Here is a 13,852-nt window from a genome sequence, read left to right on the forward strand (position 1 = left end):
GCCACTTCTGCACATTTCCATCACCATGAACGAGCAAACCTCGGCACTGCACCAGTGGCTGATGAGCGAGCAGCCGGCCTCGCGCCGGCAGGCTGCGCTGGGTCGCGCCTATGCGGGCTGGCGCACCTTTGCCCGCAACCGCCTCGCGCTGCTGGGTTTGCTGATCGTGCTGGCGCTGATGCTGGTGGCGCTGCTGGCGCCGCAGCTGGCGCCCTATTCGCCCTTCGAGGGTGACCTGGCGACGACGCGGCTGCTGCCGCCGTCGAGCGCGCACTGGGTCGGCACCGACGACCAGGGGCGCGACATCCTCTCGCGGCTGATCCACGGCTCGCGCATCACGCTCTTCGTCGTCGTGCTGGTCGCGCTGCTGGCCGCGCCGATCGGGCTGCTGGTCGGCACGGTGTCGGGCTATGCGGCCGCGCATGGCGCGCCCTGGCTGGACACGCTGCTGATGCGCACGACCGACATCTTTCTGGCCTTCCCGCGGCTGATCCTCGCGCTGGCCTTTGTCGCCGCGCTGGGCCCGGGCATAGAGAACGCGGTGCTGGCGATCGCGATCACCTCCTGGCCGCCCTATGCGCGCATCGCCCGCGCCGAGACGCTGACGGTGGCGCGCGCCGACTACATCGCCGCGGTGCAGCTGATCGGCGCCTCGCATGCGCGCGTGGTGCTGCGCCACCTGATGCCGATGTGCCTGCCCTCGGTGATCGTGCGCGTCACGCTGGACATGGCCGGCATCATCCTCACCGCCGCGGGCCTGGGCTTCCTCGGCCTGGGCGCGCAGCCGCCCAGCCCCGAATGGGGCGCGATGATCGCCGCCGGCCGCCAGTACGTGCTCGACCAGTGGTGGGTCGCCGCGGGGCCAGGTCTTGCGATCTTCGTCGTCAGCTTGGCTTTCAATCTGCTCGGCGACGGCCTGCGTGACACGCTCGATCCCAAGTCCGCCAAATGAGTACCCCGCTGCTAGAGGTGCAAGACCTGCGCGTCGCCTTCCCCACCCGCGATGGCGGCGTGTCCGAGGCGGTGCGCGGCGTGTCCTTCACGCTGGGCCGCGAACGGCTGGGCATCGTCGGCGAGTCGGGCTCGGGCAAGAGCCAGACCGGCCGCGCCATCCTCGGCCTGTCGGCGCCGGAGGCGCGCATCAGCGCGCAGCGCCTGGCCTATCGCGGCCAGGACCTGCTGGCGGCCAGCCCGGCGCAGCGCCGCGCGCTGCGCGGCCGCCACCTGGCCATGGTGCTGCAGGACCCGCGCCATGCGCTGAACCCGGTGATGCGCATCGGCGAGCAGATCGCCGAGACGCTGCGCACGCATGAGCGCGGCATCGGCAGCGCCGAGGCGCGCCGCCGCACCTTGGATGCGCTATCGGAAGTGGCCATCACCGACCCCGAGCGCGTCTACCGCCTCTATCCGCACGAGATCTCCGGCGGCATGGGCCAGCGCGCGATGATCGCGATGATGCTGATCGCCTCGCCCGAGCTGCTGGTCGCCGACGAGCCGACCTCGGCGCTGGACGTGACCGTGCAGCTGCAGGTGCTGTCGGTGCTTGATCGCCTGGTCGAGGCGCGCGGCATGGGCCTGGTCTTCATCTCGCACGACCTGCGCCTGGTGGCCAGTTTCTGCGACCGCGTGCTGGTGATGTATGCCGGCCGCGTCGTCGAGGAGCTGAAGGCCAGCGAGCTGCAGCAGGCCCAGCACCCCTACACCCGCGGCCTGCTCGACTGCCTGCCGCGCCTGGGCGCCGGCGACCGCCATCCGCTGCCGACGCTGGACCGCCAGGAGGCCTGGAAGCTGTGAGCGCCACCCACACAGAGCTTCCGCGCATCGGCCTTGAAGTCAGCGGCCTGCAGGTGCGCTTCGCCAAGGGCTTCACCGCCGTGCAGGACCTGAGCCTGCGCGTCGCGCCCGGCCAGGCACTGGGCCTGGTGGGCGAATCCGGCTCAGGCAAGAGCACGGTGCTGCGCGCGATCTGCGGCCTGGCGCCGCTGAGCGCCGGCAGCGTGCGGCTGCTCGGCGAGGGCAACGGTGCCAACGGGGGTCAGGCCTTGCCAGCGCCCGGCAGCGCGGGCTTTCGCCGCCTGGTGCAGATGGTCTTCCAGGACCCCTATGGCTCGCTGCATCCGCGCCAGACCGTGGACCGCGCACTGGCCGAGCCGCTGGGCATCCACCGCCTGGACCGCGCCGAGCAGCGCATCCGCGATGCGCTCGACGCCGTCGGCCTGGGCCAGGGCTTCCGTTTCCGCTACCCGCACCAGCTCTCCGGCGGCCAGCGCCAGCGCGTCGCGATCGCGCGCGCGCTGATCCTCGAGCCGCGCCTGCTGCTGCTGGACGAGCCGACCTCTGCGCTGGACGCCTCGGTGCAGGCCGAGGTGCTGAACCTGCTGGAGCAGCTGCGCCGCGAGCGCGGCCTGTCCTTCCTGATGGTCAGCCACGACCTCGCGGTGGTCGCGCATCTGTGCGAGCAGGTGCTGGTGATGCAAGCGGGGCGAGGCGTCGAGACACTGGAGACGGCCCAGCTCGCACGGTGTCTCGCGACGCAGCCCTACACGCGAACCCTGCTCGAGGCGGCGAACGGATTCGTCCGCGAGAACCGCCCGCCTGCTGCAGTTCCGGCGAGCTGAGCGCGGTCCAGTCCGGCCGTCCGGTGGGCTCAGCCCACCCTGAACGGATCGGTGGCCGGGGCAGCGGAAATGCCCAGATACCTCCGCGCAAAGCGTTTGAGCAGGCCTTTCCAATCCTCTTCATTGAGCCAGTCGCGATGACGCTCCCATCTGTCGACGACCGCCCGGACCGCGTCAGCAAGATCGGCGCGACCGACTTGGTGCAAGGGCTCGACCAGTTCCTCGTATTCGGAGGCCTGATAGGCGGTCAGCATAGCCAGGCCCGCCACCGCGTCGACGGGAATATCCCGAGTCGCAAAGGTGTCGCAGTTGTTAAGCGCGCCGCAGGCCGTCAACTCGAGCTTGGTCCGCAGACACTTCTCGCAACGGCCGCAGTTCAGGAATCCGTCGGGTACCGCATCGACCTTGGTACACACGCGCATATTGGCCAGCGCATACGGGAACTGGGTGAGCCGCGCGACCTTGTCCAGGCGCGTCATGTGAACGCCGTCGTGATAAACGCCGAGCCGCGGCGATGAAAAGTTCGGATCGATCAACGGCGACGAACCCCAGGGTGCCAGGTGCCACAGATCGTTGGTCGCGGGAACCAGTATCTCGGTGATGCGGCCGGAAAGCATGTAGGCCACCGCCGCCAAGACCATGCCATGCCAGCGCGCCGCCCAGAAGTTCGAGTCGGGTAGCAGCCGGCGCACGTTGGTGTAGACGGGAAGCAGATTGACCCCTGCGCTAGCGGCCACCCCGCCCAAGTGCTGGAGTGTCAATTGGAAGAGCTGCGCATCTCTGCCCTCGTCCTCGTCCCAGCCCATGTCGAAGCCGTACCCGATGACCACATCGCGAATGCGCATCTCGTGTTCGGGCGGCAGCGTGGTCAGGTTGTCGCACAGGGTCCAGAACGAGTCGACGCCGCCGGAAAAGAAGCTGGCCGCACGGCACGGCCGTGAACTCGGCGCCGACACCAGATGCCGCGCCTCTAGCTTCAGCCCGCGGCGTGGGTAGCCGTGCCAGCTAGACAGCTGGGCCAGCACGATCTCGATGCCCCGGATCATCGCCGGATCCAGCGCATCGGCCAGCCTGACATGCGTTTCCTTGCGATGCAGAGCCGGCAAGGCGGTGGCCATGGCGAAGGCACCGGCCACGACCTCCGGCGTCGGGACATAGTCGCTCGGCACGTCAAAGTAGAGCTGCTGCGGCAACGCGGGCTTGGTTTCCCAGACGATGCTGGCCACGGCGCGGGTGCGCCCCGCAGGACGAACCTCAAGACGTATCGCTTCGATGATCATGTCTCGCTCCCCTCTCGTTCCTTTTGGCCACATAAGCTCTGCCGCGGAAACAGAGCGGCTGCTCCAGCCGCGCGCCTCTTACTCACGACATCGGATCGGGCAGCGGCTGCGGCTTCTGCACCCCGAAGCCCTGCGCAAAATCCACGCCCATCGCGCTGAGCGCGGCGACTACCTCGTCGCTCTCGGCATATTCACCCACGGTCTGCAGCCCCATGATGTGGCCGACGCGGTTGACGGTCTCGGCCATCGCGTGGTCCACCGGGTCGCTCACCATGTTGGCAACGAAACTGCCGTCGATCTTCAGGTAGTCCACCGGCAGCGATTTCAGATAAGCCAGCGAGCTGCTGCCGACGCCGAAGTCGTCCAGGCCGAAGGCGAAGCCCATGGCCTTGACCTCGTGCATGAACTGCGTGGCACTGCGGATGTTGTTGATGGTCGCGGTCTCGGTGAGCTCGAAGCACACCGCACCGGCCGGCAGCTCGTGGATGCGCGCCTGCTCGCGGATGAAGTCCAGTGTGCCTTCGGCGTTGACGGTGGTGGCTGAGATGTTGATCGCCACCACCAGCGCCTGCTCCGCGCCGCCCAGGCGAGCAGCCAGCTCGCGGTAGCGGGCAAACACGGTGCGGATCACCCAGCGGTCTATGGCCGGCATGATGTTGTAGCGCTCGGCCGCGGGCAGGAAGCTGGTGGGCAGCACGATGCGGCCGTCATCCTCGCGCAGGCGCAGCAGCACCTCGATGTGGGCGCGCGCCAGCTGCGCCTTGCCATCCAGCGCCAGGTAGGGCTGGTAGTAGAGCAGGAACTGGCCGCGCTCCAGCGCCAGGCTCAGCCGCGTGGCCCAGCCGATGTCGGCGCGGCGCTGCAGCATCTCGGCATCGCTGCTCTGGAACACGCAGAAGCGGTTGCGCCCCTGCTCCTTGGCCGCGAAGCAGGCGGTATCGGCCGCGCTGAGCAGCTCGGCGCGGCTGTGAATCTCCGCATCCGCAGCGGCGGCCAGGCCGATGCTGACGCCGACGCCGAACGTGCGCCCCTCCCAGACGAAACGGTACTCGCGCACCGCCGCCAGCAAGTCAGCGGCAATGAGGCGGGCGCGCTCCATCGAGCAGCCTTCGAGCAGCACGCCGAACTCATCGCCACCCAGGCGGGCCAGCGTGTCGGATTCGCGCAGCTTGGACTTCAGCAGCTCGGCCAGCTGCTTGAGCAGTGCGTCGCCCGCGGCATGGCCGCAGCTGTCGTTGACCACCTTGAAGCGGTCCATGTCCATGCAAGCCACCACATGCTGGCGGCCGCTGGACTTGCTGGCGAGCAACGCTGCGTCGATGCGCGCCTCGAATTCGCGCCGGTTGGGCAAGCCGGTCAGCGCGTCGTGCGTCGCCGCCCAGCTCAGGCGCTGGGCCATGCGGCGCGTCGCGGTGACGTCGCGGAACACCATCGCGCCGCCGACGAGGCGACCGTCGCTGCTGCGTATCGGTGCCGCCGAGTCCTCGATGGCGATGGAGCTGCCGTCGGCACGGATCAGCGCGACATCGCGGCCTGAGAAGGGGCAGTACACGCCCTCGCTGATCGCGCGCGGCACCAGCGTCGGCATGGGCTGCATCGTGCGCTCGTCGATCAGCGAGCAGACCTCGGCCAGCGGCCGGCCGCGCAGCTCGCCCAGGCTGCGCTGCATCAGCCGCTCGGCCACCGGGTTCGCGTAGTCGATGCGCTCCTCGGTGTCCGTGGTGATCACCGCATCGCCAATGGAGTCCAGCGTAATGCGCGCGCGCTCCTGCTGGTCGGCCATCTGCACGGCCGCACGGCGTACCGCGCGCCGCAGCTGGCTGACCATCGCGCCCAGCATCGCGGCCAGAGCCAAGGCCAGCAGCAATACGGCCAGCGTCTGCAGCAGCAGCTGCCGCAACGAGGCCTGCACCACCACGCGACCCACCTCATGGCCGGCATCGAACAGCGTGGCGCTGCGCTCCAGCACCGGCGCCGGAGCCGGGTGCCGCGATTCGGCGATCACGCTGCCGTCATCGGCCAGCACCAGGGCATGCTCGCCCTGCAGCTCGACGGGCAGGCGCTGCAGCAGGTCGAGCAGCCGAGGCTCCTCATAGCGCCACATCTGCGGCGAGCGGCTGATCATCTGCGCGATGACTTCGGCCTTGACCTCGGCCTTGGTCTGCAGCGCAGCGGCCTGCGCGCTGTAGCCCAGCACGAAGTAGCCCGCGGGGATGCCCAGTGCCAACAGCAGCAGCAGGCCCCACTGCAGTACGACCAGCAGACGATCGCCTGCGGCCGCCAAGGTGGACGCCCGCGCCGCCAGCAATTCGCGCGCCCGCACCGCTACTTCACCCAGTAGCCGTTCTTGACCAGGATCTCGCGAGCTGCCGGCGACCGGGCGAACTCGACGAAGGCCTTGGCCGCGGCGGACGACTTCGGACCGGTGGCCAGCAGCATGGTCTTGTACAGCGGATAGCTGCCAGCCGCGAGGCTGCGCACATCGGGCATCACGCCATCCAGCGCCAGGATCTTCAGCTCGCGCCGTTCGCCGAGCACGAGCGCAAGCGAGGTCGGCCCCAGGCTGCCAGGCATCTTCTCCAGCGCGTCGGCAGCGTCCTGGTCGGTCACGGCGAAGAACATGCCCTTGCGCTGCTCGGCCGCGGTCTTGGCCGCACGCATGGCCGGCGAGATGGCCTTGAGCGCCTCACTGTCGCTGTCGCCCACCGGCCGCAACACCAGGCGTATCGGCGTGCCATCAGGCCAGCTTTCCTGGCGCCCGGCGTAGACGTCGACCAGATCGCTGACGCTGATGCCGCGTGCCCTGGTCGAGCGGTGGGTGGCAAAGACGAAGGGCGTGCGCCCGAACTCCTGAGCGCTGGCGCCAGCCGCGACTTCCTTGTCCTGCAGCGGACGTGCGATCACCGCCACCTGTACCGCTCCGGCGAGCAGCGCCTTGACGCCGCCACCGCTGCCAAGGCTGGGCAGCACCTCGATGACCACACCCGGGTTCTGCCGCTTGAATGCGTCGCCCAGCAGCTCCATCGTGGCCAGGCCGGCCCCGGTGCCACCGATCTTCAGTTCCTGCGCTGCGGCTCCGGACGCCGCCATGCAGCCCGCCAGCAGCAAGGCAAGCAGTCGGCGCGTCAGGCCATCGTCGGTAAGACGGGCATGAACCATGATCGTCGTCGCTTTCCTTCCCTCGCCTGAGGCCAGCATAGCCCAAGGCAGCGTTCTTGTCGGTGCGGGCGCTGAGCCGCTGCGTCGCTCAGTCCCAGGCCTTGTCCGAATCCCAGGGCAGCATCAGCGCCAGCAGCAGCAGCTTGTTGAACTCGGGCGCGAACTGGTCGATCACGGCCTGCGGATCGGGCACCAGCGCCTGCGAAGTGATCAGGCCGAACTGCACCTCGCCGGCATAGGTGAGCACCGAGACACCGACCCCGATATTGCCCGACTGCGGCACCCAGAACATCACGCGCTCCAGCGTCGAGCCGCAGAACTTCAGCGCCTGGGCCGGGCCGGGCACATTGGTCATCACGGCCGTGGTCTTCTTCGCGAAAAGCCCCAGCATCGCGTCCTGCACCGGCTTGACCAGCAGGCCGGCCACCGCAAGGATGCCGAAGGCCAGCACCGGCTGGTAGCTGCCCTTGAGCGCCAGCATGCGCTCGCGCACCGCGTAGAGCCGCTCCACCGGATTGGCAATGCCGATCGGCAGCACCAGCGGCACCAAGCCGAAGCGGTTGCCCAGCTGGTAGGCCTTGTGTTCGGGACGCAGGTTCACCGGCACCATCACACGGATCTCCTTGCCGGACGGATCCTCGCCGCGCTCATGAAGATAGCGCCCGAACGCACCGGCGACGCAGGACATCAGCACGTCGTTGACCGAGGCGTTGAAGGCCTTGCCCACCGCCTTCACCGCATCCAGCGGCAGGCCCTTGTCCCAGGCCACGCACTTCTTGGAGCCCGGCTGCCCCTTGAGCAGCGTCGGGGAATCATCGGCCATCAGCGCCAGCGCGGCGGCGTCGCTCACCACCTGGGCGCCCATGCGCGCCATGTCGATCGAGCTGTCCACCGGATGCGGCGGATGGTTGACCATGTCCACCGAGGCTGCCACGCCGTCGCCGGCCATGTGAATCGCCTTGACGGTGAGATTGCTGATCGGCCGCAGCAGGTTGTCGAGCAGCCAGTCCTGGTCGTCGCGCGGCTGCTGGGCGCGCTTCGGCGGCGCCTTGCCGCCATCGGTGATGGACAGCAGCACCGTCATCAGCGCCACGCCATCGGCGATGCAGTGGTGCATGCGCGCGATCATCGCGCTCTGCCCATCCTGGTAGTCCTCGATCAGCTGGAACTGCCACAGCGGATGGCGCGGATCGAGCGGCGTCGTCGCCAGCTCGCCGACACGCTGCTGCAGCGTCTCTTCCCGCGACTGACCGCGCATCGGCATCAGCACCTCGCCGATCACATGGCGCGAGATGTCGAATTCCTCGTCTTCCACCCACTCGGCGCCCAGCGCTTCCTCGACCACCTTCTGGCGAAAGCGCGTGTACTGCAGCAGCCGCGCCTCGCAGCGCTCGCGCAGTTGCGCCAGGGTGATGCGCGGGCGTATGAACCACACGCCGACGATCATCATCAGGTTGGCCTCGTTGTCCATGCGAAGCCATGCGGTATCGACCCGCGACATGCGTTCACGAACTGGCGCCAAGATCGTCTCCGGTGGATGCGTTGTTCTAGGGTGTCCCGTCCAGACGATGCTGGTTAACATCGCCGCCGTCCATCCCGATTGTCACCAAGTCGGGCCACCCGATCACCCAGGAGAAACTGATGAGCCTCAAGGAACAGTTCGAAGCCGCCGTCGCCGCATCCAAGAACCTGCCCGAGCGTCCGGACAATATGACGCTGCTGAAGATCTACGCGCTGTTCAAGCAGGCCAGCAGCGGCGATGTCGAAGGCTCCCGCCCGGGCTTCACCGACATGGTCGGCCGCGCCAAGTACGACGCCTGGGCCGCCCTCAAGGGCACCAGCAGCGACGATGCGATGCAGCAATACATCGACCTCATCGAGTCGCTGAAGTAAGCGGTTAAGGCCCTTGCTGCGCGCGCTTTGGAACGGCGCGCAGCGGTCGGGCCCGGGGCCACGGCCTCCTTCAGATGCACCGGCGCGTCGCTCGCCCGGTGCCCGTCGATCAGCCCTTCTTCTTCCCCGCCTTCTTCGCTGGCGCCGCGCTCAGCAGCGCGTCCAGCTCTTTCTGCACTTCCGCCTCGATGGTCGAGCGAAAGGCGCCGAGCAGCAGGCCCAGCTTGGCGCTGAGCTCGAAATGCTCGCCGGTGACGATCAGCTGGCCCTTGACGCCGGAGCGGCTGAACTCCACCGTATCGCTGGTCTCGCCTTCGAGCACCGTGCATGCCATGTCGAACTTCTGCTCGACCTGTTCCGCCCAGTCCCAGGCGATCTTGCGGGCGCGCTCCAGGCCAAGCCCATGTTCGCGGTGGATGTGGATGTCGGCCATAGGCGTCTTACTCCTGTGTCGTTGCTTCGTCGGCTTGGCCAGATTGTGGCCCCTCGGCGATCCCCAGCGCTCGCCGGCGCTCGTCGCGCGGCAAGACGGATAGCTGGCGCACCCGCTCATGGAATGTCGGCCAGTCCCTGCCGGCCCGCTCGTACAGGGCCGCAAACGCTGGGGTCAGGTCTGAATAGGCGGCCTGGATGGCCAGGCTGGCGTTGTTGACGTCGGCAAACCAGGCGTCGTAGCTGGTGTCGCCAGCCCAGCGCTGCGCCTTCAGGCGCTGATGGTCGGCGCGCAGTGCCGCCATCAGGCGGGCCTTGCCGGCGCGCTTGTCGTCTGCCGATAGCGCCGACGCATAGAGCGCCGCCAACTGCTGTCGATAAGCGGCGACCAAGGCGCGGAACTCTTCCCGGCGCTGCTGGCGCTCTGCATGGCCGGCAGACAAGGCAATGACCGCATCGCCACGCTGCCCCAGCCAGGCGCGCAGCCCCAGTTGCTCCACCGCGCTGGCATAGCTCTCGTTGAACGCGGTGTCGTCGGCCACATAAAGCTGCTGATGCGCCAGCTCGTGGAAGATCAGGCCGGCCAGCTCGGGCTCGGGATAGCGGATGAAGGTGTCCAGCAGCGGGTCGCCGCCCAGCCAGTTGCTCCAGCCCAGCGTCGAGTAGGCCGGCACGCCATAGACGTACACATCCAGGCCCGGCTCCTCGCGCCGCAGCGCGGCAGCGAAACCCTCGGCGGCCTCGCGGGCGAAGAAGCCGCGGTAGCCGGCGCAGCCCATCACCGGGTAGCACCAGGTCTTCAGCGTCAGCGACAGCTCCGGCGCGGCGACCACGTTCCACACCACCGCGCTGCGCTTGAGCTCGGCATAGCGGCGGTAGCTCGCGTTGTCCGGCAGCGCCAGCTCGCGACTGGCAAACGCTCTCATCTCGTGCGCCAGCTGCAGGCGCTGGCGCAGCTTGTCGTCCAGGCCCGGCTCGGCCAGCCAGTCGTCCACCGGCCGCGCGGCCGACAGCAGCTGCAGATGGCCGCCCACGGCCTGCCCCAGATAGCCGAGCTGCGCGCAGCCGCTCAACAGCGCGAGGCCGAACGCCGCCAGCCAGAGCCTCATGCGCTGGATTCCACCTCGACCAGGCAGTCGTAGAAGCACGGCGCGTTGCCGAGGTCGGTCAGGCGCTGGTGCGTCAGCTCGTTGACATTGCTGCCGCGGGGCCCCAGCTTGCGCCACCACACGCCCAGGCCGTTGACCACGCCGGGGCGCGCACGGGCGCTCACCGACAGCTTGCAGTGGTAGCTGCCACGATCGTTGAAGATGCGCACCAGCGTGCCGTCTGCCAGGCCCCGCGCCGCAGCATCGTCGGCATGCATCTCCAGCAGCGGCTCGCCCTCGATGTCGCGCAGGCTCTTCACATTGACGAAGCTGCTATTGAGGAAGTTGCGCGCCGGCGGCGAGATCATCGCCAGCGGATAGCGCGCCGCCAGCGCGGGGTTGGAAGCGCGGCTCTCGTAGGGCGGCACATAGTCGGCGCCGGCGGCCTGCGCACGGCCGTTGGCGGTGGGGAAGCCGCCGTCGGCAAACGGCGCGTCGGGCACCGGCAGCGGCTGCCAGCCCTGCGCAGCCAGCGCATCGAAGTCGATCGCGTCGCTGAAGGCCTGGCGCGCCAGCTGCTCGTCGCTGTCGGCGAAGCAGGCATCGCTGAAGCCCATCGCCGCGGCCAGCTCGCGGAAGATCTGCGTGTTGGGCTTGGCCTCGCCCAGCGGGGCAATCGCCGGATGGTTGATCAATACATCGGTGTGGCCGTAGCTGCCGTGCACATCCAGGTGCTCCAGCTGCGTGGTCGCCGGCAGTACATAGTCGGCCAGGTCGGCGGTGTCGGTCATGAAATGCTCGAGCACCACGGTGAACAGATCGCTGCGCTGGAAGCCCTTGACCACCTTGGGCGACTCGGGCGCCACCGCGACCGGGTTGCTGTTGTAGACGATCAGCGCCTCGATGCGGGGTTGCAGCGTCTCGTCGAGCAGCGCATCGCCGATGGTGCTCATGTTCACCATGCGCGGCTGGCGGCCAGCGAGCAGATCCGGCCGCTCGATGGCCGGGTTCTTGAACGGCGCCACCCAGCCCGAGGCCGACAGCAGCAGGCCGCCGGCGCGATGCCGCCAGGCGCCGGTCAGGCAGGGCAGCAGCGCGACCAGGCGCACCGCATTGCCGCCGCCGCGCACCCGCTGCATGCCGTAGTTCAGGCGGATCGCCGCGGGCGTCAGCGTCGCGTAGTCGCGCGCCAGCCCGCGTACCTCGTCGGCGCTGATGCCGCAGACCTCGGCGGTCTTCTCCGGCGTCCAGGCCAGCGCCTTGGCCTTCAGTTCCTCGAAGCCGTCCACATGGCGCGCGATGTAGTCGTGGTCCAGCCAGTCATTGACGATCAGCTCGCGCATCAGGCCCAGCGCCAGCGCGCCGTCCGTGCCCGGCAGCAGCGCGATGTGCTGGTGGCATTTGTCGGCGGTCTCGGTCTTGCGCGGGTCGATGCAGACGAGCTTGGCACCCGCTCGCTTGGCCTGGTTGGCATAGGTCCAGAAGTGCAGGTTCGACGCGATCGAGTTGCTGCCCCAGATCAGGATCAGCCGGCTCTCGGCGAAGAAGCGCAGATGCATGCCGCGCCGGTGGCCATAGGTCTCGTTCAAGGCCTGCGCGCCGGCGCTGGCACAGATGCTGCGATCCAGCCGCGCTGCGCCCAGCCTGTTGAAGAAGCGCCCGGCCATCGCCTCGCCCTGGATCAGGCCCATGGTGCCGGCATAGCTGTAGGGCTGGATGGCCTGCGGATCACGCGCAGCGATGGCCTTCAGCCGCGCGGCGATGTCGGCCAGCGCCTCGTCCCAGCTGACGCGCTCGAAGCGCGGCGCCTCGGTCTTGGCGCTGACGCGCTTGAGCGGATGCAGCACGCGCTCCGCGTGATAGGTGCGCTCGGCATAGCGCGACACCTTGGTGCACAGCGCACCATGGGTGCTGGGATGCTCGGGATTACCCTGCACCTTGGTCACGCGGCCGTCCTCGACGGTGACGCGCAGCGCGCAGGTATCTGGACAGTCATGCGGACAGGCGCCGTTGACGATGCGTATCGTCCCGGTGCCGCTGGTCTTCGTTTCACTCATGCGGCAACTATTGCATATCGCACGCCGCAAGGCCCCGGTGTGCCCACTGAAAAGAGCGCGGATTACACTCGTTCGGATCCCGGCGTTGCCGCCTCACCCGGCACGCCGCCACGGAGCCCAAGCCCATGAAGCTGATCGAATCCATCCTCTCCGATGCGTCCAGCATCGCCACGCTGCGACGCGACATCCACGCCCACCCCGAGCTCTGCTTCGAGGAGGAGCGCACCTCCGAGCTGATCGCCAAGGCGCTGACCGACTGGGGCATCCCGGTACACCGCGGCCTGGGCAAGACCGGCGTGGTGGGCATCGTCAAGAACGGCAGCTCGGACCGCGCCGTGGGCCTGCGCGCCGACATCGACGCGTTGCCGATGACCGAGCACAACAAGTTCGCTCATGCCAGCAAGCACCCCGGCAAGATGCACGCCTGCGGCCATGACGGCCATACCGCGATGCTGCTGGCCGCGGCCAAGCATCTGGCCAAGCACCGCAATTTCGACGGCACCGTCTACCTGGTCTTCCAGCCCGCCGAGGAAGGCGGCGGCGGCGCCCGCGAGATGATCAAGGACGGCCTGTTCGAGAAGTTCCCGATGGAGGCCATGTTCGGCGCGCACAACTGGCCGGGCATGAAGGCCGGCCAGTTCGCACTGAAGACCGGCCCGGTGTTCGCGTCCAGCAACGAGTTCAGGATCACCGTGCGCGGCAAGGGCGGCCATGCCGCGCTGCCCCACAACAGCGTGGACCCGGTGCCGGTGGCCTGCCAGATGGTGCAGGCCTTCCAGACCATCATCACGCGCAACAAGCGCCCCATCGACGCAGGCGTGATCTCGGTGACGATGATCAACGCCGGCGAAGCCACCAACGTGATCCCCGACAGCTGCGAACTGCAGGGCACGGTGCGCACCTTCACGCTGGAAGTGCTGGACATGATCGAGCGACGCATGCAGCAGGTCGCCGAGTCCATCGCCGCAGCCTTCGACTGCAGCGTGGTCTTCGAGTTCCACCGCAACTACCCGCCGACCATCAACCACCCCAAGGAGACCGAGTTCGTCCGTCGCGTGCTCGGCGAGCTGGTCGGGCCGGACAACGTGCAGGAGTTCGAGCCCACGATGGGCGCCGAAGACTTCAGCTACTACCTGCTCGAGAAGCCGGGCTGCTACTTCCTGATCGGCAACGGCGACGGCAGCCACCGCGAAGGCGGCCACGGCCTGGGCCCCTGCATGCTGCACAACCCCAGCTACGACTTCAACGACGAGCTGATCCCGCTGGGCGGATCCATGTGGGTCAGGCTCGCAGAGGCTTGGCTGAACTCGCCGCGGCCCTGAGCG

At 68.4% G+C, this 13,852-nt stretch carries 12 protein-coding genes; 5 read left to right on the plus strand and 7 right to left on the minus strand.

The window, feature by feature from the left end; genetic code table 11:
* The first annotated feature begins 25 nt into the window (after positions 1-25).
* From AC2EBS_RS12815 to AC2EBS_RS12825, 3 genes are read left to right on the plus strand one after another with little or no spacing between them, the layout of a single operon-like run.
* Positions 26-952: an ABC transporter permease gene (locus AC2EBS_RS12815; RefSeq protein WP_484728812.1), complete on the plus strand. Its 927-nt coding sequence runs from the start codon at positions 26-28 to the stop codon at positions 950-952.
* Positions 949-1,794: an ABC transporter ATP-binding protein gene (locus AC2EBS_RS12820; RefSeq protein ID WP_484728813.1), complete on the plus strand. Its 846-nt coding sequence runs from the start codon at positions 949-951 to the stop codon at positions 1,792-1,794. Before AC2EBS_RS12815 ends, AC2EBS_RS12820 begins: the two co-directional genes overlap by 4 nt.
* Positions 1,791-2,618: an ABC transporter ATP-binding protein gene (locus tag AC2EBS_RS12825; protein WP_484728814.1), complete on the plus strand. Its 828-nt coding sequence runs from the start codon at positions 1,791-1,793 to the stop codon at positions 2,616-2,618. The genes AC2EBS_RS12820 and AC2EBS_RS12825 overlap by 4 nt, the downstream gene beginning before the upstream one ends.
* A gap of 29 nt (positions 2,619-2,647) precedes the next feature.
* Here AC2EBS_RS12825 and AC2EBS_RS12830 read toward each other — a convergent pair whose 3' ends face one another.
* The 4 genes from AC2EBS_RS12830 to AC2EBS_RS12845 form a co-directional block, all read right to left on the minus strand.
* Positions 2,648-3,898: a hypothetical protein gene (locus AC2EBS_RS12830; protein ID WP_484728815.1), complete on the minus strand. Its 1,251-nt coding sequence runs from the start codon at positions 3,896-3,898 to the stop codon at positions 2,648-2,650.
* An 82-nt stretch (positions 3,899-3,980) separates the two neighbouring features.
* Positions 3,981-6,221 (minus strand): EAL domain-containing protein, encoded by a 2,241-nt coding sequence (locus tag AC2EBS_RS12835; RefSeq protein ID WP_484728816.1) that lies wholly within the window; start codon positions 6,219-6,221, stop codon positions 3,981-3,983.
* Between the two features lie 2 nt (positions 6,222-6,223).
* Entirely contained in the window at positions 6,224-7,057 is an 834-nt protein-coding gene (locus tag AC2EBS_RS12840) for a substrate-binding domain-containing protein (protein ID WP_484728817.1), read from the minus strand.
* An 88-nt stretch (positions 7,058-7,145) separates the two neighbouring features.
* Entirely contained in the window at positions 7,146-8,639 is a 1,494-nt protein-coding gene (locus AC2EBS_RS12845) for a wax ester/triacylglycerol synthase family O-acyltransferase (RefSeq protein WP_484728818.1), read from the minus strand.
* A gap of 59 nt (positions 8,640-8,698) precedes the next feature.
* Between AC2EBS_RS12845 and AC2EBS_RS12850 the strand changes: the two genes are divergently transcribed.
* Positions 8,699-8,950: an acyl-CoA-binding protein gene (locus tag AC2EBS_RS12850; RefSeq protein WP_484728819.1), complete on the plus strand. Its 252-nt coding sequence runs from the start codon at positions 8,699-8,701 to the stop codon at positions 8,948-8,950.
* A gap of 109 nt (positions 8,951-9,059) precedes the next feature.
* Here the strand turns inward: AC2EBS_RS12850 and AC2EBS_RS12855 are convergent, their stop codons facing one another.
* Genes AC2EBS_RS12855 through AC2EBS_RS12865 form a run of 3 tightly spaced genes read right to left on the minus strand, consistent with a single transcriptional unit; the run spans position 9,060 to position 12,527 of the window.
* Positions 9,060-9,383 carry a polyhydroxyalkanoic acid system family protein gene (locus AC2EBS_RS12855; RefSeq protein WP_484728820.1) on the minus strand — a complete coding sequence of 108 codons (324 nt, stop codon included), beginning with the start codon at positions 9,381-9,383 and terminating at the stop codon, positions 9,060-9,062.
* A 7-nt stretch (positions 9,384-9,390) separates the two neighbouring features.
* Complete coding sequence (locus tag AC2EBS_RS12860; RefSeq protein ID WP_484728821.1) at positions 9,391-10,491, minus strand: aminopeptidase; 1,101 nt, start codon at positions 10,489-10,491, stop codon at positions 9,391-9,393.
* Positions 10,488-12,527: a molybdopterin-containing oxidoreductase family protein gene (locus AC2EBS_RS12865; protein ID WP_484728822.1), complete on the minus strand. Its 2,040-nt coding sequence runs from the start codon at positions 12,525-12,527 to the stop codon at positions 10,488-10,490. The genes AC2EBS_RS12860 and AC2EBS_RS12865 overlap by 4 nt, the downstream gene beginning before the upstream one ends.
* A 125-nt stretch (positions 12,528-12,652) precedes the next feature.
* Between AC2EBS_RS12865 and AC2EBS_RS12870 the strand changes: the two genes are divergently transcribed.
* Complete coding sequence (locus AC2EBS_RS12870) at positions 12,653-13,849, plus strand: M20 aminoacylase family protein (protein ID WP_484728823.1); 1,197 nt, start codon at positions 12,653-12,655, stop codon at positions 13,847-13,849.
* Positions 13,850-13,852: the final 3 nt, after the last annotated feature.

Source organism: Roseateles sp. T103, assembly GCF_057219915.1.

Excerpts from the sequence above, each read along its gene's own strand:
- AC2EBS_RS12870 (WP_484728823.1), top strand. The coding sequence starts at position 12,653 with ATGAAGCTGATCGAATCCATCCTCTCCGATGCGTCCAGCATCGCCACG.
- AC2EBS_RS12845 (WP_484728818.1), bottom strand. The coding sequence starts at position 8,639 with ATGTTAACCAGCATCGTCTGGACGGGACACCCTAGAACAACGCATCCA.
- AC2EBS_RS12850 (WP_484728819.1), top strand. The coding sequence starts at position 8,699 with ATGAGCCTCAAGGAACAGTTCGAAGCCGCCGTCGCCGCATCCAAGAAC.
- AC2EBS_RS12820 (WP_484728813.1), top strand. The coding sequence starts at position 949 with ATGAGTACCCCGCTGCTAGAGGTGCAAGACCTGCGCGTCGCCTTCCCC.
- AC2EBS_RS12840 (WP_484728817.1), bottom strand. The coding sequence starts at position 7,057 with ATGGTTCATGCCCGTCTTACCGACGATGGCCTGACGCGCCGACTGCTT.
- AC2EBS_RS12860 (WP_484728821.1), bottom strand. The coding sequence starts at position 10,491 with ATGAGGCTCTGGCTGGCGGCGTTCGGCCTCGCGCTGTTGAGCGGCTGC.
- AC2EBS_RS12830 (WP_484728815.1), bottom strand. The coding sequence starts at position 3,898 with ATGATCATCGAAGCGATACGTCTTGAGGTTCGTCCTGCGGGGCGCACC.
- AC2EBS_RS12815 (WP_484728812.1), top strand. The coding sequence starts at position 26 with ATGAACGAGCAAACCTCGGCACTGCACCAGTGGCTGATGAGCGAGCAG.
- AC2EBS_RS12855 (WP_484728820.1), bottom strand. The coding sequence starts at position 9,383 with ATGGCCGACATCCACATCCACCGCGAACATGGGCTTGGCCTGGAGCGC.
- AC2EBS_RS12865 (WP_484728822.1), bottom strand. The coding sequence starts at position 12,527 with ATGAGTGAAACGAAGACCAGCGGCACCGGGACGATACGCATCGTCAAC.